27 protein-coding genes and 1 pseudogene are annotated in these 25,106 nt (G+C 61.8%); 13 read left to right on the plus strand and 15 right to left on the minus strand.

Annotation, left to right across the window (positions count from 1 at the left end; genetic code table 11):
* Positions 1-85: 85 nt before the first annotated feature.
* The 6 genes from AC0L2H_RS10205 to AC0L2H_RS10230 form a co-directional block, all read right to left on the minus strand.
* The gene (locus tag AC0L2H_RS10205; RefSeq protein WP_473590075.1) at positions 86-1,114 is read right to left on the minus strand and encodes a hydroxyacid dehydrogenase; all 1,029 of its coding nucleotides are present in this window, start codon (positions 1,112-1,114) and stop codon (positions 86-88) included.
* 111 nt (positions 1,115-1,225) lie between these two features.
* Positions 1,226-2,020: an N-acyl homoserine lactonase family protein gene (locus AC0L2H_RS10210; RefSeq protein ID WP_473590076.1), complete on the minus strand. Its 795-nt coding sequence runs from the start codon at positions 2,018-2,020 to the stop codon at positions 1,226-1,228.
* A gap of 2 nt (positions 2,021-2,022) precedes the next feature.
* Complete coding sequence (locus AC0L2H_RS10215) at positions 2,023-2,937, minus strand: NAD(P)-dependent oxidoreductase (RefSeq protein ID WP_473590367.1); 915 nt, start codon at positions 2,935-2,937, stop codon at positions 2,023-2,025.
* A gap of 70 nt (positions 2,938-3,007) precedes the next feature.
* A complete protein-coding gene (locus AC0L2H_RS10220; protein WP_473590077.1) occupies positions 3,008-4,966 on the minus strand; it encodes a heterodisulfide reductase-related iron-sulfur binding cluster in 1,959 nt (652 codons plus the stop codon).
* 1 nt (position 4,967) lies between these two features.
* Positions 4,968-5,936 carry an electron transfer flavoprotein subunit alpha/FixB family protein gene (locus AC0L2H_RS10225; protein ID WP_473590078.1) on the minus strand — a complete coding sequence of 323 codons (969 nt, stop codon included), beginning with the start codon at positions 5,934-5,936 and terminating at the stop codon, positions 4,968-4,970.
* Between the two features lie 3 nt (positions 5,937-5,939).
* Complete coding sequence (locus AC0L2H_RS10230) at positions 5,940-6,719, minus strand: electron transfer flavoprotein subunit beta/FixA family protein (protein WP_473590079.1); 780 nt, start codon at positions 6,717-6,719, stop codon at positions 5,940-5,942.
* Between the two features lie 257 nt (positions 6,720-6,976).
* Here AC0L2H_RS10230 and AC0L2H_RS10235 point away from each other — a divergent pair, with 257 nt between their 5' ends.
* The 10 genes from AC0L2H_RS10235 (at position 6,977) to AC0L2H_RS10280 (ending at position 17,688) form a co-directional block, all read left to right on the plus strand.
* Positions 6,977-8,188, plus strand: a complete 1,212-nt coding sequence (locus AC0L2H_RS10235; protein ID WP_473590080.1) for a substrate-binding domain-containing protein — start codon at positions 6,977-6,979, stop codon at positions 8,186-8,188.
* A 73-nt stretch (positions 8,189-8,261) separates the two neighbouring features.
* On the plus strand, positions 8,262-9,803 hold the full coding sequence (locus AC0L2H_RS10240) for a sugar ABC transporter ATP-binding protein (RefSeq protein ID WP_473590081.1): 1,542 nt from the start codon (positions 8,262-8,264) through the stop codon (positions 9,801-9,803).
* On the plus strand, positions 9,800-10,750 hold the full coding sequence (locus AC0L2H_RS10245; RefSeq protein ID WP_473590082.1) for an ABC transporter permease: 951 nt from the start codon (positions 9,800-9,802) through the stop codon (positions 10,748-10,750). The genes AC0L2H_RS10240 and AC0L2H_RS10245 overlap by 4 nt, the downstream gene beginning before the upstream one ends.
* Before the next feature lie 2 nt (positions 10,751-10,752).
* Positions 10,753-11,721: an ABC transporter permease gene (locus AC0L2H_RS10250; RefSeq protein ID WP_107650850.1), complete on the plus strand. Its 969-nt coding sequence runs from the start codon at positions 10,753-10,755 to the stop codon at positions 11,719-11,721.
* Between the two features lie 34 nt (positions 11,722-11,755).
* Positions 11,756-13,429 carry a GMC family oxidoreductase gene (locus AC0L2H_RS10255; RefSeq protein WP_473590083.1) on the plus strand — a complete coding sequence of 558 codons (1,674 nt, stop codon included), beginning with the start codon at positions 11,756-11,758 and terminating at the stop codon, positions 13,427-13,429.
* 1 nt (position 13,430) lies between these two features.
* Positions 13,431-13,838, plus strand: a complete 408-nt coding sequence (locus AC0L2H_RS10260; protein ID WP_473590084.1) for a hypothetical protein — start codon at positions 13,431-13,433, stop codon at positions 13,836-13,838.
* A gap of 30 nt (positions 13,839-13,868) precedes the next feature.
* Complete coding sequence (gene pcaC / locus AC0L2H_RS10265; protein ID WP_097571522.1) at positions 13,869-14,246, plus strand: 4-carboxymuconolactone decarboxylase; 378 nt, start codon at positions 13,869-13,871, stop codon at positions 14,244-14,246.
* Positions 14,243-15,742, plus strand: a complete 1,500-nt coding sequence (locus AC0L2H_RS10270; RefSeq protein WP_473590085.1) for an aldehyde dehydrogenase — start codon at positions 14,243-14,245, stop codon at positions 15,740-15,742. Before pcaC ends, AC0L2H_RS10270 begins: the two co-directional genes overlap by 4 nt.
* Positions 15,743-15,782: 40 nt before the next feature.
* Positions 15,783-16,697 (plus strand): SMP-30/gluconolactonase/LRE family protein, encoded by a 915-nt coding sequence (locus tag AC0L2H_RS10275; protein WP_473590086.1) that lies wholly within the window; start codon positions 15,783-15,785, stop codon positions 16,695-16,697.
* Between the two features lie 61 nt (positions 16,698-16,758).
* Positions 16,759-17,688 (plus strand): LysR family transcriptional regulator, encoded by a 930-nt coding sequence (locus AC0L2H_RS10280; protein ID WP_473590087.1) that lies wholly within the window; start codon positions 16,759-16,761, stop codon positions 17,686-17,688.
* Between the two features lie 40 nt (positions 17,689-17,728).
* Here the strand turns inward: AC0L2H_RS10280 and AC0L2H_RS10285 are convergent, their stop codons facing one another.
* The 3 genes from AC0L2H_RS10285 to AC0L2H_RS10295 form a co-directional block, all read right to left on the minus strand.
* The gene (locus tag AC0L2H_RS10285) at positions 17,729-18,193 is read right to left on the minus strand and encodes an NUDIX hydrolase (protein WP_473590088.1); all 465 of its coding nucleotides are present in this window, start codon (positions 18,191-18,193) and stop codon (positions 17,729-17,731) included.
* 159 nt (positions 18,194-18,352) lie between these two features.
* A complete protein-coding gene (locus AC0L2H_RS10290) occupies positions 18,353-19,216 on the minus strand; it encodes an NmrA family NAD(P)-binding protein (RefSeq protein ID WP_473590089.1) in 864 nt (287 codons plus the stop codon).
* 60 nt (positions 19,217-19,276) lie between these two features.
* On the minus strand, positions 19,277-20,989 hold the full coding sequence (locus AC0L2H_RS10295; RefSeq protein WP_473590368.1) for an HAD-IIB family hydrolase: 1,713 nt from the start codon (positions 20,987-20,989) through the stop codon (positions 19,277-19,279).
* Positions 20,990-21,074: 85 nt separating this feature from the next.
* Here AC0L2H_RS10295 and AC0L2H_RS10300 point away from each other — a divergent pair, with 85 nt between their 5' ends.
* On the plus strand, positions 21,075-21,386 hold the full coding sequence (locus AC0L2H_RS10300) for a hypothetical protein (RefSeq protein WP_473590090.1): 312 nt from the start codon (positions 21,075-21,077) through the stop codon (positions 21,384-21,386).
* 60 nt (positions 21,387-21,446) lie between these two features.
* Here AC0L2H_RS10300 and AC0L2H_RS10305 read toward each other — a convergent pair whose 3' ends face one another.
* The 3 genes and pseudogenes from AC0L2H_RS10305 to AC0L2H_RS10315 all read right to left on the minus strand — a co-directional run.
* A complete protein-coding gene (locus AC0L2H_RS10305; protein ID WP_473590091.1) occupies positions 21,447-21,863 on the minus strand; it encodes an HD domain-containing protein in 417 nt (138 codons plus the stop codon).
* Positions 21,864-21,867: 4 nt separating this feature from the next.
* A complete protein-coding gene (locus AC0L2H_RS10310; RefSeq protein WP_473590381.1) occupies positions 21,868-22,068 on the minus strand; it encodes a hypothetical protein in 201 nt (66 codons plus the stop codon).
* 16 nt (positions 22,069-22,084) lie between these two features.
* Positions 22,085-22,345: pseudogene (locus AC0L2H_RS10315) on the minus strand (GFA family protein); the annotation flags it as partial.
* A 272-nt stretch (positions 22,346-22,617) separates the two neighbouring features.
* Between AC0L2H_RS10315 and AC0L2H_RS10320 the strand changes: the two are divergent.
* On the plus strand, positions 22,618-23,226 hold the full coding sequence (locus AC0L2H_RS10320; RefSeq protein ID WP_473590092.1) for a cysteine hydrolase family protein: 609 nt from the start codon (positions 22,618-22,620) through the stop codon (positions 23,224-23,226).
* 31 nt (positions 23,227-23,257) lie between these two features.
* On the opposite strand, the gene AC0L2H_RS10325 is transcribed toward AC0L2H_RS10320, so the two are convergent.
* A complete protein-coding gene (locus AC0L2H_RS10325; protein ID WP_473590093.1) occupies positions 23,258-23,875 on the minus strand; it encodes a flavodoxin family protein in 618 nt (205 codons plus the stop codon).
* Between the two features lie 104 nt (positions 23,876-23,979).
* Positions 23,980-24,216 (minus strand): hypothetical protein, encoded by a 237-nt coding sequence (locus AC0L2H_RS10330; RefSeq protein WP_473590094.1) that lies wholly within the window; start codon positions 24,214-24,216, stop codon positions 23,980-23,982.
* Positions 24,217-24,484: 268 nt separating this feature from the next.
* On the opposite strand from AC0L2H_RS10330, the gene AC0L2H_RS10335 reads away from it, so the two are divergent.
* Complete coding sequence (locus AC0L2H_RS10335) at positions 24,485-24,811, plus strand: hypothetical protein (protein WP_473590095.1); 327 nt, start codon at positions 24,485-24,487, stop codon at positions 24,809-24,811.
* A 13-nt stretch (positions 24,812-24,824) separates the two neighbouring features.
* On the opposite strand, the gene AC0L2H_RS10340 is transcribed toward AC0L2H_RS10335, so the two are convergent.
* Positions 24,825-25,010: a hypothetical protein gene (locus AC0L2H_RS10340; protein WP_473590096.1), complete on the minus strand. Its 186-nt coding sequence runs from the start codon at positions 25,008-25,010 to the stop codon at positions 24,825-24,827.
* Positions 25,011-25,106 lie beyond the last annotated feature (96 nt).

Consider the following 25,106-nt stretch of genomic DNA (forward strand, 5'->3'; position numbering starts at 1 on the left):
GGAAAACTTTTCGAGTTTTCTCGTTTGCGCCGACGATGCTCATATTGGACAGAATTGTCCGAAAATAATTGCCTACGCGCAACCATCAGTTCTTGTCGACCGGCTTAGACCGCATCCGCGAAACGGTCTCGCGTTCGGCCCGCTTGGAGCGCATCGGCGGCAGGCCGCGGTCGATCAGATCCATGTCTTCCAGCACCATGTCGCCCATCCGCTTGAAGGCGATGTCGAGCGCTCCGGCCCGGTGGGCGGAGCGCAGGAAGCCGGGCAGCGTGCGCACCGGATGGTCCTGGGCCAGCGGCTCCTCCGGGAAGACATCGCTGGCGGCGACGATGTGGCCGCAGTGAACGGCATCCATCAGCGCCGGAAAATCGACGACACCGGCGCGGCTGAGCAGGATAAAGGCCGCTCCTCTGCGCATTTTGGCGAAGGCTTCCGCGCCAAGGAAACCCTGGTTCTCGCTGGTGACGGAAGCGACGACAAAGACGAAATCGCTCTCCGACAGGACGGCATCCAAGGAGGCCGGCTCGACGCCGTTCTCGATCAGGATCGACGGCGGCAGCCAGGGATCGAAGACCTTGGTGCGCGTGCGAAAGCCTGACAGCAGCCGGTTGAGCGCGCGGCCGAGATCGCCGAAGCCGATGATGCCGACATCGGCGCCGGAGAGCAGCCGCGCCGTCTGGTTGCCACCACCGCCCCACAGCTCCTTGCCCTGCCGAAAGGCGAGGTCGGCATCGACGATGCCGCGCGCGAGGTTGAGCGCCATGGCGAGGCCAAGCTCCGCCACCGGTTCGGCGAACACCAGGCCGGTGGTGACGACATGGACGCCGCGCGCAAACAGCGTCTCGTAGGGCATGTTGTTGATCAGGTTGCTCTCGACGTTGAAGATGCAGCGCAGCGCCTTCATCCTGTCCAGCGTTTCGGGTGCGATCGGCGGCTGGCCGACAATATAGCGCGCCTCGGCTAGCGCATCCGCCGGCAGCGCGGCGACGCCCTCGGGCGTCGTCTCGACGATGCGGTATTTCGCCCTGAAGCGCGCCAGCTGCGGCGGCGTGAAGATGAGGTCGAGCGTGCGCGGTTCCGGCGCGCTGATGACCAGCGGCAATGAATGCGACATTTCTCCTCCTGCGCCGATATCAGGGCAATCCGTGCAGATCTGACTATTCGATGATTGAACGGTTTACCAGTGGGGCCGCAGGCGCTGAGGAATGCCTGATCGCCCGCAAATTCAACCGAGGGGGTGCGCGAGCGCGACGATGTCCTCGACATTCTGATGGGAGCGGGCGAAACGCTTGAGCACGAGCGGATCGTGTCCCGGAACGATATGGGCGGGTGAGCTGGCAAGCTGCTTCATCCGCTCCACCCCAAGGATCACGTCGCTCAGCCGGTCGAAGACGGGAAATGGCTTCTCGCGTTCCATATTGGCATAGAAGTGAGCGGCGTCGGAGGCGATCACCACCGCGCCGTTGTCGGTTTCGACACGGACCACTTGCAGCCCGCGCGAATGGCCGCCGACCCTGTGCAGCGTGATGCCGGGCGCGATTCCCGATTCCGGATCGTGGAAGCAGACCTTGGCGTTGTAGACACGCCGCACCATGGTGGTGACGTCCTCGACTTCGAACGGATGGCTCATCGCGTGATGGCACATGCAGCGGCCGGTCGCGAATTCCATCTCCGCATCCTGCAAATGAAAGGTCGCGTTGGGAAACAGGTGATGGTTGCCGCAATGATCGTAATGCATGTGCGAAATGATCACGTCGCTTACGGCCGCATGGTCGATGCCGATGGCGGCGAGGCCTTCGTCGACCGGCCTGATGACGCTGCGGCCACGCTTGTCGCCGGTCGGCTTGTCGAAGCCGGTGTCGACGATGAAGGTGCGTTGCTCGCCGACGATCGCCCAGACGAAGTAGTCCAGCGGCATTGGAACGTCATGCGTGTCGCCGCCAAGGAAATTCTCGTTCGACCGGCGCTCGAAATGGCCGTAGCGCACGGCATGGATTTCATAACGTGCGGCGTTGCCCATCGTCAGCTCGCTTCGGCAACGCTTGCATCTTGAGCCGACCCGACTTGCACATGCGCCCAGGTCTCCACCGTCTTGACCATGCAGGTGAAATCAGAATCAGGCCCGTAGAGCTGGTTGGTTACGCTCAGCAACTGGCGGACCGCGCTGCCCACCACCATCGGCACGCCCATCGCCTCGGCCTCGTCGACGCAAAGCCGCACGTCCTTGAAGGACAGGCCGGTCGCGAAACCGAAATCGAAGGTGCGCGGCAGCACGGATTTCGGAAATTTGTCCTCGGTCGCACTGTTGCGGCCGCTCGACGCGTTGATGACATCAAGCATGACCTTGGGATCGAGACCCGCCTTGACGCCCATGACGACCGCTTCGGAAGAGACGGCCAGAGCTGCGGCGGCAAGCAGGTTGTTGGCCAGCTTCATGGTTTGAGCAGCGCCCTGGACCTCGCCCATGAAGAAGATCTTGCCGAAGTTCTCGATCACCGGCCTTACCGTTTCGAAGGCCGCTTTTGGACCCGATATCATCACAGCGAGCGTGCCGTTGCGGGCGCCCTTCAAGCCGCCGCTGACCGGCGCATCGATCATGGCGATGTTCTTCTGCGCAAGGCCTTCGGCGACCTTGGCGGCCGTGCGCGGGCCGGTCGTCGATATGTCGATGAAAATTCGAACCGATTTGCCCTCGGCGATACCGGATTCGCCGAGCACCACCTTTTCGAGGATCTGCGGACTGGGCAGGCTGGCAAAGACGATCTCGGCGCTGTCGGCGACGTTGCGCGCGCTGGTTGCCGCCTTGGCGCCTGCCTTGACCAGTTCCTCGACCGCCCTGGTGTCGAGGTCATGGACCGTCACGTCGTAGCCAGCCTGGATGAGACGGCTCGCCATCGGCGTGCCCATTTTTCCGATACCAACAAAGCCGATTTTCATGGTCATCGCTCACTCCTCGCTCGGTGCACATTTCCCATCGCGCTAATCTCAATCTCGCGGATTACATTCATCAGATGACATTTATCGTGGCTTCAGATGCCGTATCGCGCGTCAAACGCGGCACGAGAAGTTCCGCAATATCCAGGACCTTCAGTTTGTCCACCACACCAAGGGCATCGATGGCCGCGGTGTACATCACCTTGTCCTTCGGGCAGGCCACGACGAAATAGTCGATATCGCCAAGGCTCAGCGCTTCGCGGATACGGTTCTCGCTCGGCCGCTCGGTGACGCCGTCGTCGCTCTGCCAGATGCGGCCGCCGCCGGCGCCGCAGCAGAAGGAATTCTCCCGGCAGCGCGGCATGTCGTGAAGCGTGTAGCCGGCCGCGCGGATCAGGTCGCGCGGCGCATCGAAGCCGCCATTGTAGCGCCCGAGGTAACAGGGATCGTGATAGGTGACCTTGCCGCCGTCAACCGCGTCGAGTTCGAGCCTTCCCGCCTCGATGAGCTCGGCCAGCAGGGCGGTATAGTGCAGGACCTCAAATGCCGCGCCGAAATGCCGATAGTCGTTCTTGAGCGCATTCAGGCTATGCGGATCGGTGGTCATGATGCGGTTGAAGGTGCATTCCGCGATCGCATCGATGTTGGACTGCGCCAGAGTCTCGAACAGACCCTCTTCGCCGGCGCGCCGCACGTCGTTGCCGCTGTTGCGCTCGGCATCGAAGAGAATGCCGAAATCGACACCTGCCGCACTCAGCAACTCGGCAACCTTGCGGGTGATTTCCTGAACGCGCGGATCGTAGGAGGCGTAGTCGCCGACGAACCACAGCACATCGACAGGTTCGCTGCGTGCGTCCTTGACCGGAAAGCCGAGCTCCCTGGTCCAGCGTGCCCGCATTTTGGAAGGCTTGCCCATGGAGTTGCCAAGCCGGGTGAGGTTGGAAAGCGCATCCTGCAAACCCGGACTGACATGGCCTTCGTCGACCAGGTGACGGCGCATGTCGATGATCTTCGGCAGGTGCTCGATCTCGACCGGACACGCCTCCATGCAGGCGCGGCACGTCGTGCAGGCCCACAGCGTCGCCTCCGAAATGACGCCGCCGACCAGCGGAAGCGCCGACGGTCCGGCGGAGAGCGCGTCGCGCATGTCGGTGATCAGCATTTTGGGGCTGAGCGGCAGGCCCGCGGCATAGGCCGGGCAGACCGCCTGGCAACGGCCGCATTCGGTGCAGGAGAGAAGGTCGAGCTGCTGTTTCCAGTCGAACTCGGCGAGCTTGTCGACGCCGGGACTTTCACGTTCGCGCGGCACTGCCGGCGCGGTGCCGCGCGGTTCGAGATTGCGAAAATAGATGTTCGGCGCGGCAAGGAACATATGCCGATGCTTGGAGCCGGGAATATAGACGAGAAAGGCGAGGATGGCGCCGACATGCAGCCAGTAGCAGATCTCCTGTGTCTCCTGCGCCGGCACACCGATGCGGCCGAGCAGGCCGGCAAGCCAGGAGGCGACCGGTCGCCACGAACCGTCGGCGCCGCCCAGAATGCGCGCCGCCGCTTCAAACAGCAACGAGCCCACGATCAGCACGATCAGCACGTAGATGATCGCCGCGTCGCTGCCGCTCGATCCCTTGAACCGCGCAGGCCTCAGGACGTAACGCTGATAGAGCGCAAGCCCGACGCCGATCAGCATCAGCACCGCGAAGAAATCCTGCAGGCCGGCGATCCATGTCTCTCCGCCGATGGGCGCCAGCGAGAACCCCGGAAACAGACGTGAGCCGAAAGCCTCGATCGTCGCGGTGAACAGGACGAAGAAGGAAATGAAGATGATCGCGTGCAGCACGCCGGAAAGCGGCTTGCGCAGCATCTTCCTGTGCAGACCGATGGCGATTGCCACGCCTTCCAGGCGTCGCATCGGCTGGTCGAAACGGGCAGCCTTCGGCGCATTGGCAAGCGCAGACACGTAATGGCGCGCGCGCCAGCCTGTCATTGCGATCGCCGAAGCCAGTATTACCCAGAGCACCAAGGTAGATGTCATCTCAACGGCCTGGCGGCGCCTGCAGCCTGTCGCTCAGGCTCGCGACGAGATCGAACAGGTCACAGGTTGCGCCGTAGTGAGCAACGTTGAAGATGGGAGCCTTCGGATCGGTATTGACCGCGATGATCAGATCGGCATGCGACATGCCCTCGAGATGCTCGGGCGCGCCCGAGACACCGAGCGCCAGATAAAGCTTGGGCTTGACCTTCTGGCCCGATTTGCCGACCTGGCGCAGCTTCGGCAGCCAGCCATTGTCGACTACGGGGCGGCTGCCGGCGATCTCGGCGCCGAGGATCGCCGCCAGGTCGCGGGCAATGTCGATGCTCGCCTCGTCGCCAATGCCGCGACCCACGCAGACGATACGTTCGGCGGTCGTCAGGTCGACATCGGCGTAGTCAGGCACATCGATGGCCAGCATCTTGACCTTGGCGCTTTCGATGGCAGGGGTGGCATCGAATTGCTGCACCTTGGCGGCGTCGACGGGGCTTGGCATGGCTTCCTCGAAGGCGCCCGGATTGACCATCAGGACCGCGGGGAGCTTGACCACGCATTCGGCAAGGACCTTGCCGCCATACATCTGTGCTACGACATTCAAACTTTCGTCGTCCCGCTTGATTTCATTGACATAGGACAGGAGCGGCCAACCGGTGCGCGCGGCGATGTCGGCAGCGACATCCAGTCCGTTCGCCGAGTAGGGCACCAGCACCAGATCGGGCTGTTCGGCCGCGATCGTATCGCGCAACAGGCGCGCATAGGCTTCGGCCGGGATCAGATCGGACCCGGCGGCATCAGCGGTGACCAGCCGATCGGCTGCTCCGAAGGAAGAAGCCGCCGCCTTGGCGGCCTGGCCGGCGAAGAAGGCGACCACCTCGTCGCCAGCCGCTGCGATGGAACGCGCTGCGGCGATCATCTCCAGGGAGAAGGCTTCGATCCTGTCGGAGCGGCCTTCGGTGCAAGCTATCATCTTCATGGCTTACTTCCTTGCCAGACCGTTGGCGGTCAGACCGTTGACTGCCAGGATGGTGACCAATCGATCGGCGACATTCTCGGCGTCGTTGCCGAGGTCTTCACCCGAACCGCCCTGCGCTGGCAGGCGAAGCTCACGAATCTCGGCGGAACGCTCGAAGCCGGACGGCTCGAGCGTGGCGCGGGCGATCGGGGTCTTGGACGCTTCGCGCAGCTTGCTGCCGGAGACGTAGCGCGGCGCCTTGGAGGCAGTCTGCACGCCGAGCACCGCGGGCAAGGCCATCTCGTAGGTGACGGCGACGCCCGCGCCACGCTCTTGCGTTACCCGCAATCCGGCACCGTCGGCTAAAACGCGATTGGTGCCGGAGACATGCGGCCAGTCGAGCAGCGCGCCGACATAGGGTGCGAGCTGGCCGAAAACATCCTCGGTCGACTGCACGCCGCAGAGAACGAGATCGGCGGATTTGGCGCGCGCCGTCGCCGCGATCGTGGCGGCTATGGTGCGCGAGGAGATCATGGCGTCGTCCTCGGTTTGAAGGGCTATGACCTCGTCGGCGCCCCGGGCGGCGGCCATTTGCAGCACCCGGTTGGCGCCTTCGCCAAGGGCGACCGCCGTGACTGTCGCGCCGCTCGCTTCCTTGAGTAAAATCGCTTCTTCGAGTGCATGATCGTCGAAATCGTTGAGCTGGAAATCCAGCCACTCGCGATCGATGCCGCGCCCGTCCTCGGCAAGCTGAAGCTCGCCGGCGGAATCGGGAATCATGCGCAGGACAACGAGAATATTCACGGCCTCTCCTCCGACGGAACGCACCTCAAGCGCCCGGCACCCGTTTTAGATCGTATTTTCAATCCTTCCCAACGGGCAAAAATGTAATAGCAGCTATTACAAGACCGAAGGTTGACCTTTCCCGGCTATCAATTGTTAATTTGAGCCCAATCGTGGTCAATCCGCAATGTTCTGAACGGGAGAGGATTCAGAATAATACTTCTATTTTTTCCAGAATAGCTATCAACATTCTATTGAATGTTCAGGAGGAGGAACAAATGTCAGTAAAGAGCATATTAGATCAAAAAATCTCGCGTAAGAGTTTTATCCGGGGCGTGCCTGCCGCGGCTGCCGCCATCGTCGCGGCGCCAGCCATCCAACTCGCCCAGACCAGTGCTGCGGTCGCCGCCGAACCGGAAACCAAGCCCGGTTACTATGGTGCGCCACGCACCTGGATGTGGAATCCCAATGCCAACACCATGGTCGACACATCGAAGTGGAAGAAGGACGGACCCTATACGATCGGTTTCTCCAATGCCTCGATTTCGAATGCCTGGCGCGTCGCCTTCCAGCACGGCGTCCTCTGGTCCGCCGGCCAGCATCGCGACGAGATCGCTCATCTGTTGGTCACCGATGCCAATGACGATCCTTCCAAGCAAATCGCCGATATCCAGGATCTGATCAGCCAGGGCGTCGACATCCTGCTTATCGCCGCCTCAACCGAGGACGCGCTCGATTCCGTCGTCGGCCGCGCCATGGAACAGGACATTCCCGTCGTCATGGTCGACCGCAAGGTGAAGACGGCGTCGAATTACATCACCTATGTCACCGCGTCCGACTGGGCGCTCGGCCGCCTTGAGGCGCAGTGGCTGTGCGAGACCCTCGGCGGCAAGGGCAATATCGTGATGCTGCCCGGCATTGCCGGTTCCAGCGTCGCGGAAATCCGCATCAAGGCGAACGAGGAAGTGTTTTCGAAATTCCCTGATATCAAGGTGCTGGAGAAGCAGTATTGCGATTGGAACCCGGCCACCGGCAAATCGGTGATGGCGGCGCTGATCCAGAAGCATGGCAAGAACATCAACGGCGTGCTTGCCGACAGTGCGCTACAGGGCTATGGCGCGATCGAGGCGTTCCTCGACGCCGGCTACAAGGCCGGCGAATTTCCACCGATGACCGGTGGCGACGTCGCCCGGATGTATCAGCTGGCCAACCAGCACAACATCAAGATGGTCGGCATCGACTATCCGACCTCGATGGGCATCACCGGCATCGAGACCGCGCTCGACGTGATGAAGGGCATCTCTGTCCCGGACAAGGTCGAGGTGAGCTTCCAGGTCGTCACGTCGCCGGGCGCGGATACTGTCTCGGTCAAGGGCGACAGGCATCTGCTCGACCATGTCAGCATGGACGATCCGGGTGACCTGTCGCCAAGCAACGGGCTGCCCGCCGGCTATAATCCGAGCACATTCAATCCCGACTATCCGAAGTAAGCCTCCCAAGCGACCCGGTGCGCGCCAGGCTTGGTGCGCACCGGACGTGAATTGAACAGTTCGAGCGCCGGATATGTCAGCGTCTGTTATTGAGCTCAGCCAGATCGAGAAGGACTATCCTGGAGTCAAACCCCTGGACAAGGTCGATTTCGCCGTGCAGCCAGGCGAGATCCACGCACTTCTGGGCGAAAACGGCGCGGGCAAATCAACGCTGATCCGTGTCATGGGCGGCGTGACCAAACCCAATTCCGGCACCATCACCTATCTCGGCAAGCCGGTTTCCTGGCAGTCGCCGAAGGCAGCGCGCGCTGCCGGCATTCATGTGATCCACCAGGAGCTGGCGCTTTTTCCCGAGCTTTCGGTTGCCGAGAACATCCTGGTCGACTCCCAGCCCCGGGGCATGCTGGGGCTCATTTCGAACCGTGCCCGCCACGCCCGCGCGGCTGAAATCCTCGCACAGCTCGGCGTCGATATCCCGACCCACGCCAAGATCGACGAATTGCCGCTTGCCGATCAGCAGATGGTCGAGATCGCGAAAGCCCTGGTCGGCGACGTGCGGCTGCTCATCCTGGACGAGCCGACCGCGGTCATCGCCGGCCGCGAGGTCGATCTTCTGTTCGAGAACATGCGCAGGCTGCGCAATGAAGGCGTCGGCATCGTCTATGTCTCCCATCGGCTCGAGGAAATTTTCGAGATCGCCGACAGGGTGACGATCCTCAAGGACGGCCAGCTCGTCGACACGAGCCCGGTAAGCGCGCTCACGCGTGAAGAGATGATCACCAAGATGGTCGGCCGCCGGCTCAGCCAGATCTATCCGCCGCGGCGTGCCGCGCCAGCAGACGGCCCGGACGTGCTCACCGTTCGCAATCTCAGGGCCGGCCCGCGCGTCCGCGACGTCAGTCTTAACGTCAGAGTGGGCGAAATCGTCGGCGTGGCCGGCATGGTCGGTTCGGGACGCACCGAGGTCGCCGAGGCCATCTTCGGCACCCGTGCCGTCGACAGCGGCGTGATCGAATTCGACGGAAAGCCGTTCGAGAGAAAGCTTCCGAAGGGTTCGATCGGCCATGGGCTCGGTTTTCTGACCGAGAGCCGCAAGGACGACGGCCTGTTTCTCGGCCTGCCGATCTCCGCCAACATCGTGGCGCCAGATCTCGACGCCATAACGAAACGCGGGCTGATCGACCGTAAGCAAGAACGAGCGGTGGCCACGCGGCAGATCCAGGATTTTTCGGTGGCGACACCGTCGCCCGACGTGAAGATCGGCAATCTCTCGGGCGGCAACCAGCAGAAGGTGCTGTTCAGCCGCTGGTCGCGGATCGCCAGCAAGCTGCTCATCCTCGACGAACCCACACGCGGCGTCGATATCGGGGCCAAGGTGGAGATCTACCGCATCGTGCGCCGGCTGGCGGATTCGGGCGTCGGCGTGCTGATGATCAGCTCGGAATTGCCGGAAATCGTCGGTCTCTCCGACAGGGTCTTCGTGATGGCGCAGGGCCATGTCGTCGGCGAAATCAAGGGCGACGACCTCGGCGAGGAGGCGATCATGGATCTCGCCGTGCGTTCGGTCGGGGAGCGCAAGGCGGACATGGATCAGCATGCGGAGCCGGTCGGATGAGCGCGATCGCCATGGACATTCGTCGCAATCGGCTGATGCTCTCCTATCTGATCGTGGCAGTGCTGCTGGTGCTGCTTGCCGTCGCCGGCGGCTTCTTGTCCGACCGTTTCCTGACCTGGCGCAACATCGGCAATCTGCTCCAGCAGCTCATCGTGCTGGGCATGGTCAGCCTTGGCCAGACTTTCGTCGTGCTGATGGGCGGCATCGATCTGGCTGTTGGTTCGCTGGTCGGCGCACTCACCGTCTTTCTGGCGAACTTCCTCGAATGGCGCCCGGATCTGGTCTGGCTTGCCTTGCCGCTGGCGTTGATCGCCGCGACCGGGGTCGGCGCGATCAACGGCCTGCTGACCGTGGTGCTGCGCGTCCATCCTTTGATCGTCACGCTCGGCATGTCCTCGATCATCTTCGGCGGCACGCTTATGTACCGCAAGGAGCCCGGCGGCTCGGTACCGCGCGCCTTCGCGGACATCGCCTATACAAAGGTCGGCGGCATTCCGATCAGCGCCATCGTGCTCGTGGTGATTTTTGCGCTCGCCGGGCTTTGGCTGCAACGGACGCGCACCGGCCGCAGCATCTACTTCGCCGGCGGCGACCGGGAAGCGGCGCGGCTTAACGGCCTGCCCGTCGACCGCATCGTGGTGCTGGCCTATGCGCTGTCGGGCCTGTGCGCCGGCATAGCGGCGATTTTCCTGACCGCGCGAACCGGCGTCGGCGACCCGCGCATCGGCGTCGCGCTGACGCTGCAGTCAGTGACGCCGGTGGTGGTAGGCGGCACTATCCTGGCGGGGGGCAGGGGCGGCGTGCTAGGCACGTTCCTCGGCGTGCTGCTCGTCACCATGCTGAACAGCCTGCTGAATTTCGTGAATGTCTCGTCCTACTACCAGTGGGTCATTCAAGGTCTCATCATCCTCATCGCCGTCGGCATTCACAGCTCGAGGCGGAAATAGCGATGACACCTCTCGATACCCCGATGCAGCGATCGCAAAGCATTTCCATAGCGTCCGTTTTCGAGCGCTATGGACTGGTGATCTTCCTGGTCGCGCTTATGGTCGTTGCAGCCATCGCTTCACCGACCTTTCTGCGCCCGGCCAATTTGGTCAATGTGCTGACGATCGCCGCACCGCTCGGCATGGTCGTCGTCGGCCAGACCTTTGTCATCCTGGTGCGCGGACTGGATCTTTCCGTGGCCTCGTTGATGGCGACGGTGGCCGTGCTGGCCACGGCCTTCAAGGCCACGACCAACGAGGCGATCCCGATGATCTTCATCGCCGCGATCGCCCTGTCGGCCATGGTCGGCCTGGTCAATGGCTGGCTGGTGGCCAAGCGCAACGTCAGCCCGTTTCTCGCGACGCTGGCGATGATGATCATCCTGCAGGGTGCACGCTTCGCCTACACTGGCGGGGCGCCGATCAGCACGCTGCCGCCCGGCATGGGCTTTCTGGCCTCGGGACGGGTCCTTGGCATTCCGGTCAATCTGATCACCCTGGCGTTCCTGGCGATTGCCTTCGGCATCGTGCTGCACCGATCGCGCCTCGGCCGGGAAATATTCATGGTGGGCAGCAATCCGAAAGCCGCGTTTCTCAATGGCGTGGCGCCGGACCGCGTCGTGATCCTTTGCTACGTCATCTGCTCGGTCTGTGCCGGCATAGGCGGGCTCTTTCTGCTCGGCTATGTCGGCACGGTGTCGAACTGGGTCGGCCAGGGCTACGAACTGGATTCGATCGTCGCGGCGGTGATGGGCGGGGTCGCGCTTTCCGGCGGCCGCGGCAATGTCTTCGCCGCGCTGCTCGGCGTCGCCGTGCTGGTCGTGATCAATAACCTGGTGCTGCTGCTCGGTTTTCCGATCGAGATGCAGCTCATCATCAAAGGCATCATCATCATCGGCGCCGCGGCCTTTTACCGGACGCGGCTCGCCTGAGACATGATGCGGTGAACCTCGAGGGAGGAAGAGAATGACGGTTGAAATTCTGGCGCAACGCAATGCAAGGCCGGGACGCGACGAGGAGGTGGATGTCGTGATCGTCGGTGCCGGACCGTCCGGCTCGGTCGCGGCACTTCACCTGGCGCGCGCCGGCATTTCCGTGGTCGTGCTGGAGCAGGGCGAATGGCCGGACTATGACGATTACACCGGCGCCCGGCCGGAACACGAGCTGGTCAGCACCAAGCTCTGGCACCCAAATCCCAACGTCCGTGACAACCCGAACGACTATCCCGTCGATACGTCGACGACAGACATCAATCCGCTGATGTTCGCCGGCGTCGGCGGCAGCGCCACGCTTTACGGCGCGCAGTGGATGCATTTCCTGCCGTCCGATTTCCGGGTGCGCTCGATGGACGGCGTGGCGGAGGACTGGCCCTTCACCTATGAGGACCTCTTGCCCTATCAGCTCGAGATAGAGCGCGAGGTTGGTGTGTCGGGCCTCTCCGGCGACCCCGCCTTTCCGCCACGCGGCGCCTATCCCTTTCCGGCGCTGCCGATCGGGTCCGTCGGCCTGCGCGGGGCGCTCGGCATGGAGAAGATGGGCTGGCACTGGTGGCCGGGAAGCAATGCGATCCCGTCGGAGAAGTTCGGCGAACTCAATCCGTGCGTGCGCCGTGGCACCTGTCTTACCGGCTGCCCCGAGGGGGCGAAGTCAACGACCGACCGCTCGCATTGGCCGTTGGCGCTGAAGGCCGGCGCGCGGCTGATCACCCGTGCCCGGGTGAAGGAGGTCGAGACCAACGACCAGGGGCTCGCCACCGGTGTCGTCTATATCGACGCCAATGGGCGCGAGCGGCGCCAGCGCGCCAAGGTCGTCATCCTGTGCGCCAATGGTGTCGGCACGCCACGGCTGCTGCTGATGTCGGGTGGTTCAAGGAATCCGCACGGGCTCGCCAACTCCTCGGGCATGGTCGGCAAGCGACTGATGATGCATCCCTTCGCAAGTGTGCTTGCGTCCTACGAGGACCCGCTCGATTCCTGGCGCGGTCCGTTCGGCCAGCAGGTCTATTCACTGGAATTCTACGAGACGGATGAAAGCCGTGGCTTCGTGCGCGGCTCGAAATGGAACTGCATGCCGTCGGGCGGACCGGTCGGCGTGTCCGGCGCAACCGGGTCGAAGGTCTATGTCGCGGAGGAGGGCCGCTTCCAGGATTTCTGGGGCGCCAATCTGCATGAGAACGTCGCCCGCCGCTTCGGCCATTCGCTGATCTGGGGCATCGTCGGTGAAGACCTGCCGGAGGAGAGCAACCAGGTGGTGCTGTCGAAGGACCTGGTGGATTCCGATGGCCTGCCGGCGCCGCAGATCGTCTACAAGGTCAACGAGAACTCCAACCGGCTGCTGCAGTTCAATATCGACCGCTGCCTGGAATCGGTGCGTGCCGCCGGGGCCATCGAGACGCTGGTTTCGACACCGGTGCGTGAATCCGGCTGGCACCTGATCGGCACCACCGTCATGGGCGACGACCCCAAGCGCTCGGTCGTCGATCAGTGGGGCGCCTGCCATGACGTGCCGAACCTCTATGTCATGGATGCTTCGACCTTCCCGACCTCGGGTGCCACCAATCCGACGGCGACGATCATGGCGGTTGCGCTGCGCAACACGCAGCGCATGATCGCCGAGCGCCGCAATCAGAAGGTGGCCTGAAATGGCTGGGGAACAAGTCTTTTTCGCGCTCGCCGATTTCCTGATCCCGGCGCATGGCAAGATGCCGAAATTCAGCGATGTCTGCACCTACGCCGACGTCGAGAAGTCCCTCGATTTCCGCATCGACCTCAAGGAGGGCTTTGCCCGCGCCATCGCCATGGATCCGTCCACAGGCGCGGAGGCACATCTGGAAAAGATCAACAAGCAAGACGGCGAAGCCTTCTCGGCGATCACCACCGTTGCCATCGCCACCTACTACATGAATCCGCGCGTGCGTGAGCTGATCGGCTATCCCGGACAGGAAAATGTCCAGTACGATTCCAAGGCAACGCAGATCTACCTGACCAACGGTTCGCTCGGTCATGTGATCGCCCGCGGCCGCAAATATCGGCCGACCCCCGGCCTCTGACCTCGCAAGCAAACAGGAAAGGACTACCCAATGGGCAAGGACGTATTCGACAAGGGTTTTGAAATCCGCAAATCGGTTCTGGGCGCGGAGTTCGTCGAGAAATCCTTCGCCAGCGCGGATGACTTCAATCGACCGATGCAAGAACTGGTCACGGAGTATTGCTGGGGCGCCGTATGGGGCCGCGATACGCTCGACAAGAAGATCCGCAGCATGTTGAACCTTGCCATGCTGGCTGCGCTCAACCGTCCGCACGAGCTGAAAATGCATGTGAAGGGCGCGCTTCGCAACGGCGTCACCAAGGACGAGATCCGCGAAGTGCTGCTGCAGGTGGCGATCTATGCCGGCGTGCCGGCAGGCGTGGATGCCTTCCGGCTCGCCCGCGAGGCCATGCAGGAAGCCCAGGCATGATCACGCGTCCGCCGCTCGCCGCGGAAAAACTTTCGATGCTGGTCGGCGGCCGCTCCGTCGGTTCGGCATCGGGTGATCGTTTCGAATCCTTCGATCCCTTCACCGGCAAGGCCTGGGCGCTGGTTCCGCGCGCTGGGGTCGCCGATGTCGACTCGGCCGTCCAGGCCGCTCTCGATGCCTTCCGTGGCGAATGGCGGACAATGAGCCCAAGTGCGCGCGGGCAGATCATGACGCGTTTTGCCGACCTCGTCGCCGAGGAGGCAGAGAACCTGGCCATTCTCGAAACCCGCGACAATGGCAAGCTGATCAATGAAATGCGGATGCAGTGTAAATACATCCCGCAATGGTTCCGCTTCTTTGGCGGGCTCGCCGACAAGATCGAAGGAAGGGTCATCCCGATCGACAAGCCGGGCGTGTTCAACTACACGCGTCAGGAGCCGCTGGGCGTCGTGGCTGCGATCACGCCGTGGAATTCGCCGTTGATGCTGGCGACCTGGAAGCTGGCGCCGGCGCTCGCCGCGGGCAACACGATCGTCTGGAAACCGTCGGAATTCTCCTCCGTCTCGGCGCTGTTCTTCGGCCAGCTCTTTGAAAAAGCCGGCTTCCCGAAGGGCGTCGTCAACATCATCACCGGCTTCGGCAACGAGATCGGCGACCGCCTCGTCACCCATCCCGACGTGGCGAAAGTGGCCTTCACCGGCGGCGACGCGACCGGCCGCCGCGTCTATCAATCGGCGGCGGGCGGGCTGAAGAAGGTGACGCTCGAACTCGGCGGCAAATCCGCCAACATCGTCTTCGCCGACGCCAAGATGGAGGCGGCCATTCCCGGGCTCGTTTCCGGCATCTTCGCGGCGACCGGCCAGACCTGCATCGCCGGCTCGCGCGCGCTCGTCCAGCGTTTGGTCTACGACCAGGTGACGGAAAAACTGGTCGGCTTCGCAAGGACGGCGAAGATCGGCGATCCGCTCGATCCCGAGACCCAGGTCGGTCCGATCACGACGCTGCCGCAGCGCAAGAAGGTGCTCGACTATATCGGCATCGCCAATGGCGAGGGCGCGACGCAATTGCTGGGCGGCAAGGTGCCCGAGGACAAGTCGATCGCCGACGGCTGGTTCGTCGAGCCGACGATCTTCGGCAACGTCAAGCAGTCCATGCGCATCGCCCAGGAAGAGGTGTTCGGACCGGTGCTTTCGATCATTCCGTTCGAGGATGAGGACGAGGCGGTGGCGATCGCCAATGACAGCATCTATGGCCTTGCGGCCGGCCTGTGGACGCAGGATCTTGGTCGCGCGATCCGCCTGCCCGAACGGCTCGAAGCCGGCATCATCTGGGTCAACATGTATCGCGCAACCAGCTATCTTTCGCCCTTCGGCGGCTACAAGCAATCGGGCTTCGGGCGGGAGAACGGCCAGACCGCCATCTTCGAATATCTCCAGGAAAAAAGCGTCTGGATCGATGGCGGGAATTCCATCCCCGCGCCGTTCGTCCAGCGCTGACCGGACAGGATCTTCGCGGAGGAAGCCATGAGGGCCGTCGATGTCGTGCTATGAAATCATCGATGCGAGGTTTGGCGACCTGATCGATCCTGTCGCCTTCCTCGAAACCATCCATACGGGGAATCGCTGGGCGGAGGGGCCGGTCTATTTCGCCGACCTGCGGTCGCTGGTCTGGAGCGACATTCCCAATGACCGCATGCTGCGCTGGGACGAAGAGACGGGCGCGGTTTCGCTGTTTCGCGGCAATATCGCCAATCCGAACGGCAATACGCGCGACCGGGAAGGGCGTCTCGTCACCTGCATGCAGGGCGAGCGCCGGGTGGTGCGCACGGAATGGGACGGCTCGATCACGGTGCTGGCCGATGCGTTCGACGGCAAGCGGCTGAACTCGCCGAACGACGTGGTGGTGAAGTCGGACGGCAGCATCTGGTTCACCGATCCAAACTACGGGATCATCTCGGACTATGTAGGCCGCAGGAACCTTCAGGAGCAGCCGGGCTGCCGCGTCTACCGGGTCGAGCCGCTGTCGGGAAAGATCACGGTCGTCGCCGATGATTTCTCAATGCCGAACGGGCTCGCTTTCTCGGCCGACGAAAAACAGCTCTATATCTCGGACTCCGGATTTCTCACCGACCGCAGTGCGCCACACCACGTCAGGTTGTTTGACGTGGAGGGCGAAAAACTGATAAATTCCCGTGTGTTCGCCGAGATTTCTCCAGGCATTCCGGATGGCTTTCGCGTCGATATCATGGGCAATCTCTGGATCAGCGCCTGGGACGGCGTCCAGTGCCATACACGGGATGGCGAGCTGATCGGAAAGATCAAAGTGCCTGAAATGGTGGCGAATGTGGTCTTCGGCGGGCCGCGCGACAACCGGCTGTTCATCACGGCGACGACGTCGGTTTACGCGGTCTTCCTGAATGTCCGGGGCCTGAAATATCCATTCGGGACGTGAGAGAAGGCACCACGGAAATACCTGGAAGCTCTGCCGCAGCGGATGGCCAGATGGGTGAGAGTTGGACACGAAGCAGCTACAGGTTTTCATCGCCGTTGGCTCGGCAGGGAGCTTCTCGAAGGCAGCACTTGACCTGAATGTGACGCAGCCGATGGTTACGCGCCATATTCGCGGGCTGGAGGAGGAGCTCGGCGTCGAGCTTTTCTACCGGAACGGCCGCGGAGTGGTGCTGACCGAGGCCGGTGTGCTTTTGAAGGCGCATGCCGACGAAATCGTCGAGCGGCTGCGGCTGGCGCAGAACGCGGTGTCCAACCTCAAATCCTCGCCAAAGGGCCGGCTGGTGCTGGGCGTGCCGCCCTCGGTCGGCACGGTGCTGACGGTGCCTCTGGTCAAGAAGATCAAGAATGAATTCCCCAATGTCGTGCTGCAGGTGATCGAGGGTTTCAGCGGCCACATACTGGAATGGCTGATCGCCGGCCGCATCGATGCCGCGGTGCTCTACAATTCGCCGAACCATCCCTCCGTCCTTACCGAGCCGCTTGCCGACGACGAGCTGTTTCTGATCGGACCGGCCTCGGGCGAACGCGTGCTGCCGCCGGGGTCGGTCGGCCTCAACGTCTTTGCCGAACTGCCGATGATCCTGCCGAGCCGGCCGCATGGACTCAGGCGCCTGCTCGACAACATCCTGGCCGAGCACGGCGTCTACCCGCGCGTCGAGATGGAGCTTGAAGCAATGCCTTCGACATTGCTGCTGGTCGAGGAGGGCACGGGCTATACCGTGCTGCCCTATGCCTCGGTCCATCTGCTGGTCGAGGCCGGGCGCATCGAGGTCTGGCCGTTCGATCCGCCGATTACCCGCAAGCTCATTCTCGCGACCTCCTCGCAACGACCGATGTCGTCGACCTTCCGTCCGCTGTTCCGAACGGTTCGCACGGAACTGAGGGACATCATGTCGACCCACATCTGGAAACCGCCGCCGCATCTCGAATGACTGTGCGATGGCTGCGGAGTGTCTGCGCCTTTGTCGCGGGTCAACCCGCGTCATACCGCTCGGCAAAATCCTTCAGTATCGGGCGCTGGCCTTTCAGGATCCTGGTTTCGGCCTCGGGCAAGCCGAACCATCCCACCTTGTCGATCTCGGGGAACTCCCGCATCGAGCCGGACCTTGGCGGCCATTCCATCAGGAAAGTGTTGCTCCTGGTGACGGCCGCATCGACATCGGCTTCCACGCACCATGCCAGTACGATCTTGCCTCCCGGCTGCTTATAGCGGCCGAGAGGCTGGAAGCGCCCGTCGACACGCACGCCCAGCTCCTCTTCGGTCTCGCGCCGCGCTGCCGCCAACTCGTCTTCGTCCGCCTCGACGAGGCCCTTCGGGATCGACCACGCGGCTTCGTCCTTCCCTGCCCAGAAGGGCCCGCCCGGGTGCACCAGCAGAACCTGCAGCAGGCCCGCGCTGCGGCGATAGATCAACAATCCGGCACTTGTGACGGCCATCCGCTGGTCTTTCCTGGCGCTTGCCGCTTTTTCGCTAAGTGCTGTCGGGCCGCGCTAATGCATGTCGCGCAAAAGTGCGCAGCGATTTTTGCGATAACGACATGCATAAAGCCAAGAACTTAAAGCGCATCGCATGAATCCGTTCGAACGCGACGCGCTTTAATTGTTCCGACTCACCAATTCGGAAATGTAACTTTCCAATGTGACCGTGCCGCGTTGGGGATGGCTGGGCATCTCGAATCCCTCATCCAGGCTGACGGCAGTCATACGGGCATATGAATCGGCTGCAGCTTGGGAAAAGCCCATGCTTTCAAAGGTCTCCTGCCATTTTTCACGCGGTGCAGTCACGACCTCGACTTCCTTGCCCAGTTCTTGGCTGAATGACGCCGCGACATCTGCTGCGGCGTACCGGGCTGGGCCTTCAACATAGTGGATGCCTGTTTGTTGGACGGGCTCTGTCAGCAGACGGGCAGCAGCGCGTCCGAGATCGGCTGGCGCCACCATCGGCAATTTGAAGTCCGCTGGAAAAAGTGTGTTCACCACCCCCTCCCGTTCCGCAGTTCGAAGAGAAGAATCCCAATTGCTCATATAGTAGGCTGCACGAATGATGCTGGCAGGGATCGGCTGGCTGCGCAATCTTTGCTCCAGTTCGTGAAGGACGCTGAGATCGCCGACCCTGTCGCCGGGCTGTGCCCCATAGGTTGATTCGGCGATGATCTTCCGCAATCCCGATCCTTCAAGAGCTGCAGTGATGCTGGCAACGGTCATGCGTTCTTCGGCATCGGTATCGATAGCGGGGTCGGCTGGAGGATTGAGCAGAAAGAGGCGCTCGCCTTGCCGAAAGATGTCACGAAGGGCCTCGCTATCGTGGACATCCGCCACCGCGATGTCGGCGCCCTGACGGGCAAGTTCGGCGCCATGGGATGGATCGCGCGTTACAATTGTCACCGGTTCTGCCTGGTTCAGAAGTGACATTGCCGCGGCTGAACCAACATGACCCGTGCCTCCGAGGATGATGTGCATGGCCTGTCCTTTCTCCGTCAGTCGGTAGTGATCACGATCTCGATCCCGGGTTGACGGCGGCTAATCCGCAGGGGCTGTGGCAGGAGCCGTGTAGCGCCGGCGCACCGCATCAAGAACGAGCTGGCGGCTCTCCTGCGCCGACAACGTCTTGTCCTTTTCCGCGGCCGCGGTTTCACGGGCCAACTCCTTGTCCCGAATCTGATGGCGAAACCATTTTGAATAATCGCCGCTCCGCAGATGGTGCTCCCAGGTCTTGTCGTCGATGCCTTCCGCCATCTGCGCGAAGATCATCAGATTGTGCGCCCTCAGATTCATAGCATTGTCCGGGCCCTTGAAATAAAAGCTGCCGGCCTCGTCGAGTTGGCCTTCGGCATATTTGCGGCTGTGCCGTTTGAGCGACTGGCGCGGCTCGACCGCTTTGATCGTCGCAGGTTTCTTTTTCGCGTGCGGTCGCCAGAACAGCACGCGCTCGCCCTTTGGCGAGGCCATCTGCTTTGGCGCGTCCATTCCGGTTTCACTACAGAACGTCTTGACGACGCCCTTGGCCTTGGGACCAAGCGCGATGACGGCCGTCACCAGGCGCAAGACGTCCGTCGAGATCGCCTCGGGATGCACTGTGATCAGGATCGTGCCGGGCAATTCCAACGACAGGACCGCGCGGGTGTCGTCGCGCCGCTTGGGCAGAAGGTGGTGCGCTTCGTCGATGACCAGAAAATGCGGTCTCGCCGTGCGGTAACGGAAATTGCCCAAGCCGGGCAGCAGGTCGGCAAAGAAATCGGGGCGTTCGTTGACCCTCAGGGACAATCCGTTGACGACAACGTTGGTGTCGGGCTTCTCGATCAAGTCGAGCAACTGCTCCTTTGTCGGCGCTGTCGCGCCATCGCCCAGCCGCACGGCGCCTTGCAGGCCATCATAGTCACCCTCCGGGTCGAAGACACAGAACTGGAATCCGCTTTCGACGAAGCGTTCGGTCAGTGCGGTGGCCAGGGTGGATTTGCCAATGCCCGAGCTCCCGGCGATCAGAACGGTATCGGTCGGCGACAGATATGTCTCCTTTCCGGCCGCAGCGCCTAGCAGGATGCCATCGCGCGGCTTCCGGACAAGCTTGCGATCATGCTTGATCAGCTTGCCGATCAGTTCCTCGACGCCCTTGCCGCGAGCGCCGCGTGTGACAAGGTCGGCGGTGTCCTTTACCGCCGGCAGCGCGTTGTCGACGGCGACGCTGCAGCCGCAGGCCCGCAGAAAGGCGTGGTCGTTTTCGGCATCGCCAACGCCGACCACATTGCGCGGCGAGAGGCGAAGATCCTGAAGTGCGGCGGCCAGCCCCGCCGCCTTGTTGATGCCGCTGGGCAGGATCATCACCGCGCCCTTGTTGAAGATGATCTCCAGCTCCAGTCCCAGTTTCTTGATGACGTCGAGCACCGTCGCCTGGTGAGGTTCCCAGGTGGCGACGATCGAGCGCCCGACCGAAAGCGGCTTCACGCCGCGCTTCTTCAGCTTGGCGACGAGATCGGGCGAGGGCGATGGTGAAATCGCGCGTTCCTCCTCGCTGGCCGGCGTGTAGATCAAGGCGCCGTTTTCGGCGACGACCTTGTCGAACAGGCCGATCTCCGGAAAAACCTGCTGGAGATCGGGCAGTTCGCGCCCGGTGACCAGGATGAGCTTACGACCGGTCTTTTTCGCCCGTTCGAGTGCCGAAAGCGTCTTTTTCGATACGATCCCATCATGCGCCAGCGTCCCGTCATAGTCCGTCGCCAAAGCCATGAAATACATATTCGGACCTTTCACATCGGCATCGCGGCGCAATCGGCGCAATTATGATCGCGCTGCCCAGCCAAGGGTTGCCTGGAGACAACGCATGTCCGGCGAAAAGGTTTACGCGCGATGCGTCATTCCTTCGACAATGCAGCTGTTGGCGGAACCCGCCCGCCCATTCGTCGTTGTGGTCACTACGGACAGACGCAGTTTCCATCCAAGCGCAATGTCAGGTGAAAGCATGGTTGAAAAAGCTACAGCCGGAAGAAAGAGCAAAGGCGTCGATAAGGATGCCCTTCGCCTTGCCGAAACGACCGACGTGTCGCCCAGGCAGGCAAAGGAGTTGCTCCAAAAGCACGGCAGCGATCGCAAGAAGGCAGAGAAGGAAGCGAAGAATTTCAAGGCCGAGGGATGATTGACGTGGCCGATGCCGGGGAAGCTGGAACACTCTAGCAAGGCCGACAGAACAGGCCCATCAATTGGGGAATTCCTCGTCCAGAACCTGAAGGCTTTGCTCGTATTTTGATGTCGAGGCGCCGATCTGTCGCGCCTGCCGTATATTGTCGGCGAGATCCGCGCGCTTGACCGGCAGCGCCAGGGGATTGGCCGCCGCTCTGCGTACGAAAGTAAGCTCATCTTCGTCGGGCCGGCGGGTCATCGCCTCGACAGCCGAGACGATGGACGGTCCGAAGCCGGCCGCCTCCAGTCGGTCGCGGCTCCATCCATCGCCTTTCTCAAGAACGTCGTGAAGGTAGGCGATAGCCTTGCCGTCAAGCGTGTCCACGGCATCGACGACCCGGCGACAATGCTCGATATACGGCTCTCCGGTCTTGTCTGTCTGCCCGGCATGAGCCTGTTCGGCGATCTTTGCCGCGCGGTAAAGCACGCTCATGGTGTCAACCCTCACCTTGTTTAACGAGGTTCTGGCCTAAATCGTCAATTCGCCCGCGGGTTCCATTCGACAAGGCCGGTTCACCAATGTTCTTCGGTGTCGCGATGCGGTAAATCAATCCCGCAGCAGACCCAGCCAAGCCGTTGCCTCGATCCATAACTGTATTGCGGCGCCAGATCTGCGGGCTCGTCAAAGCTTCCGACATGCAAGGCGATCTCCTGGGGCGATGCATCGTAGGCAAGGCAGAGCGGAGAGCCACAAGCACTGCAGAAGCCTCTCCGGGCGATCGGCGACGATCGGCGATAGGACGGTTCCGCGCTGTCCCACGACAGACCTTCCGAAGCCACCCATGCCAAGACCGCGAACGCGCTGCCGGTCGCTCGCCGACACATGTCACAGTGACAGTAGTGAACACGCAATACCGTTTCGACGCGAAAGCGGATGTTTCCGCAGAGACATCCACCAACCAAGCCCGTGATCACTTGGTTCGGCAGGAGCGCCCTGCCAGCTCGAACGTGGTGCTTCCCGGGATAGCGCTGCAGGTCATCCTTGTCCCACAATGTGTCTTTCAGTTTCGAGGTGAGCAACGCGCGACGATGTTGACGGTTCCGGACCCTCGGGGGAACGAGGTGTCGTGCTCTGCGTTTGTTGGTAAACGTTCACAGGTTGAACTTATGGACAACGGGACCGATATCGATCGATTGCGCCAAACCGATGCCGCTCGTGAAATGACGTTGCGATTGTCGATGTCCTGATGTCGACGCCGGGGCTGGCATATGGCCCTTTGGGCAATAACTGCGCGCACCTTTGCGTCGACATGCAACGCTTGTTCGCGGAACCTTCGGCGTGGGCGACGCCCTGGATAACGCGTGTCCTGCCGCTTATCGAAAGCCTTGTCGAACGACGCGCAACGCAGACTATCTTTACCCGCTTCCTGCCGGCACAGAGGACAGGGCAGGGTGTGGGTACGTGGAAGCGTTACTATGAACGCTGGGCATCCATGACCCTGGAAAGGCTCGACCCGGAAATGATCGACCTGCTGCCTCAACTGGCGCGGCACTGTCCTCCTGCTGTCGTCATCGACAAGCACATCTATTCTCCCTGGTTCGAAGGCGAGCTCAGGCGCCTTCTCTTGCAACGGCAGGTCGATACTTTAGTGATCACCGGCGGCGAGACCGATGTGTGCGTGCTGGCCACCGTGCTCGGAGCCATCGATTTCGGCTACCGCGTGGTGCTCGTCACGGACGCGCTCTGCAGCTCGTCGGACGCTACGCATGATGCGTTGTTAACGGTCTATCACCAACGGTTCGCGCAGCAGGTCGAGACGGTGGAGATGGAGGCGGTCCTGTCATCCTGGACATAATTTGAAAGGCCGGCTGCTGGTGCCGGTATGGTCAGTGCGGAACGCCGGGGTAGTTCCCGGCGCTCAGCACTTTCGCCAGATGAGCAGCGTTCGAGGCTGCCATGTCGATCATCTCGACGACCTTCTCCGGTGTGCCCGGCAGGTCGACATAGTTGACGCTGCCCATCGCTTCACCGACCCAATAGACGCCGCCATTTGCCGGGATGGTGAAACCGACATCGTTCAGCGCCTGAAAGCATTCAGCATGGCAATGATGGGCGCCATCCTCGTTGCCGACGATAGCCACCAGAGCCACTTTGCCGGCCGCCGGCATGCGACCCTTGTCGTCTGTCTCGGAAAGGAAGGCGTCCATCCGCTCCATCACGCGCTTGGCCACGCTTGAAGGCTGACCCATCCAGATCGGCAGCCCCAGCACGAAGATATCGGCGGCGACGATCTTCTCTCGCAATTGCGGCCAGCCATCGCCCTTGCCCATGTCGGACAGGACGCCCGGTTTGATGTCGTGCTCGAGCGCACGCACGATTTCGCCTTTGACGCCATGCGGCACCAAAGCCGCAAGGAGATCGGCCAGCAATCTGTCGGTCGACGAGCTCTCCTCGTCGTTTGGCATTTTGAGGCTGCAGTTGAGGGCGAAGGCTGTCAGTGACATCAGGGGCTCCGGCGTGGCTTTGCAGACCAACGCATCTAACAGCCTCAGGTTGCCTTGCGGCCCGTTTTTAGGGTCGGAGGTGACTCGTGTCGGCCGTACGGCTCCTAACCATCGCCAGATCCGGGAGATACTTCGGAATCGGGGAGAATTCCAAAGTCCTGAGACTTGGCGCCTTGCGCCGCCGTCAAGAATCCTTCCGCCGCAAGACCGCGACGCAACAGCTCTCTGACCGCCGCAGACCTGCTTGGCATGCGCTTTTCAAAACGCCAGTTCTCAAGCGCGGCGAGTTCCTCGGCGGTCAGCATGACCTGCAATCGTTCAGGTCGTTCCAGATCGGCCATGTCAGTCCCTCCAACACAACAAGGAGACGAGTTAGTAAGTGCCTCATCTACAGTGGAGTTAGTAATCGTCTCAAGATACGTCAAGAGGGGATGTGAAGTGATTTACGCGCAAGGCAAACGATGAGCGTCAAGCGTGGACGGCACAATCGGCGAGCTATGCTAACTAATTGATTTTATAAGAAAATATATGAGATTTTTTCTTGTCATTCGTACGCCTGAGGTGCATCCTTAAGGGATGAGGGAAACAGTTCCTGGAAGGAAGTTTTCCATGCGCTATGACTATTCAGTTCGACTGCGAGAGGACGTGAGTGTCCAGGTTCTGGCCGCGTTGCACTCGCGAGGCATCATCAATGTGGCCTTAATCGCGGAGAAGGTGAGACGGCGCAATCTCGCTGAAAACATCGCTCTTGAGGATATCGAACATCTCGTCATGCAGGCGGCCCAATTCTATGGGGCGCCCATGGAATTCGATGGCTTGACCGTCCTTATGGAGACGAATGTGTCACTTCCCAACAATGGTCAGGTAGTGACCGCGAATGGCGGTCTCAAGGACGAGGGCGCGCAAGTCGATTCTCACCAGGGACAGTTGCAGTAGGAGCACTCGGAACTCACGAAAGCGACTGACCGGATCGCTTCCTCAATATTCGCGCCTCGCGCAGCAGCGAATTGCAATCGGCGCCGATCATCGCGATCAGATCCTGCGCCTGATCAAGGGTAATGCCGGTCTCCGCCGCCAAGGCGCGCGCCAGAGCAGTCTTTTCACGCCTGTTCTGGTTCTGCTTGTCGTCGTCCATCGCATGGTCCTCCCGATATGGAAGAACCTCAGGCGGGAGCGATGGTTCCTCCAATAGATGAGGGAGAATGCATTCCGGTGAGTGCAAGGGCGCCTC

Source organism: Mesorhizobium sp. WSM4871, assembly GCF_055811295.1.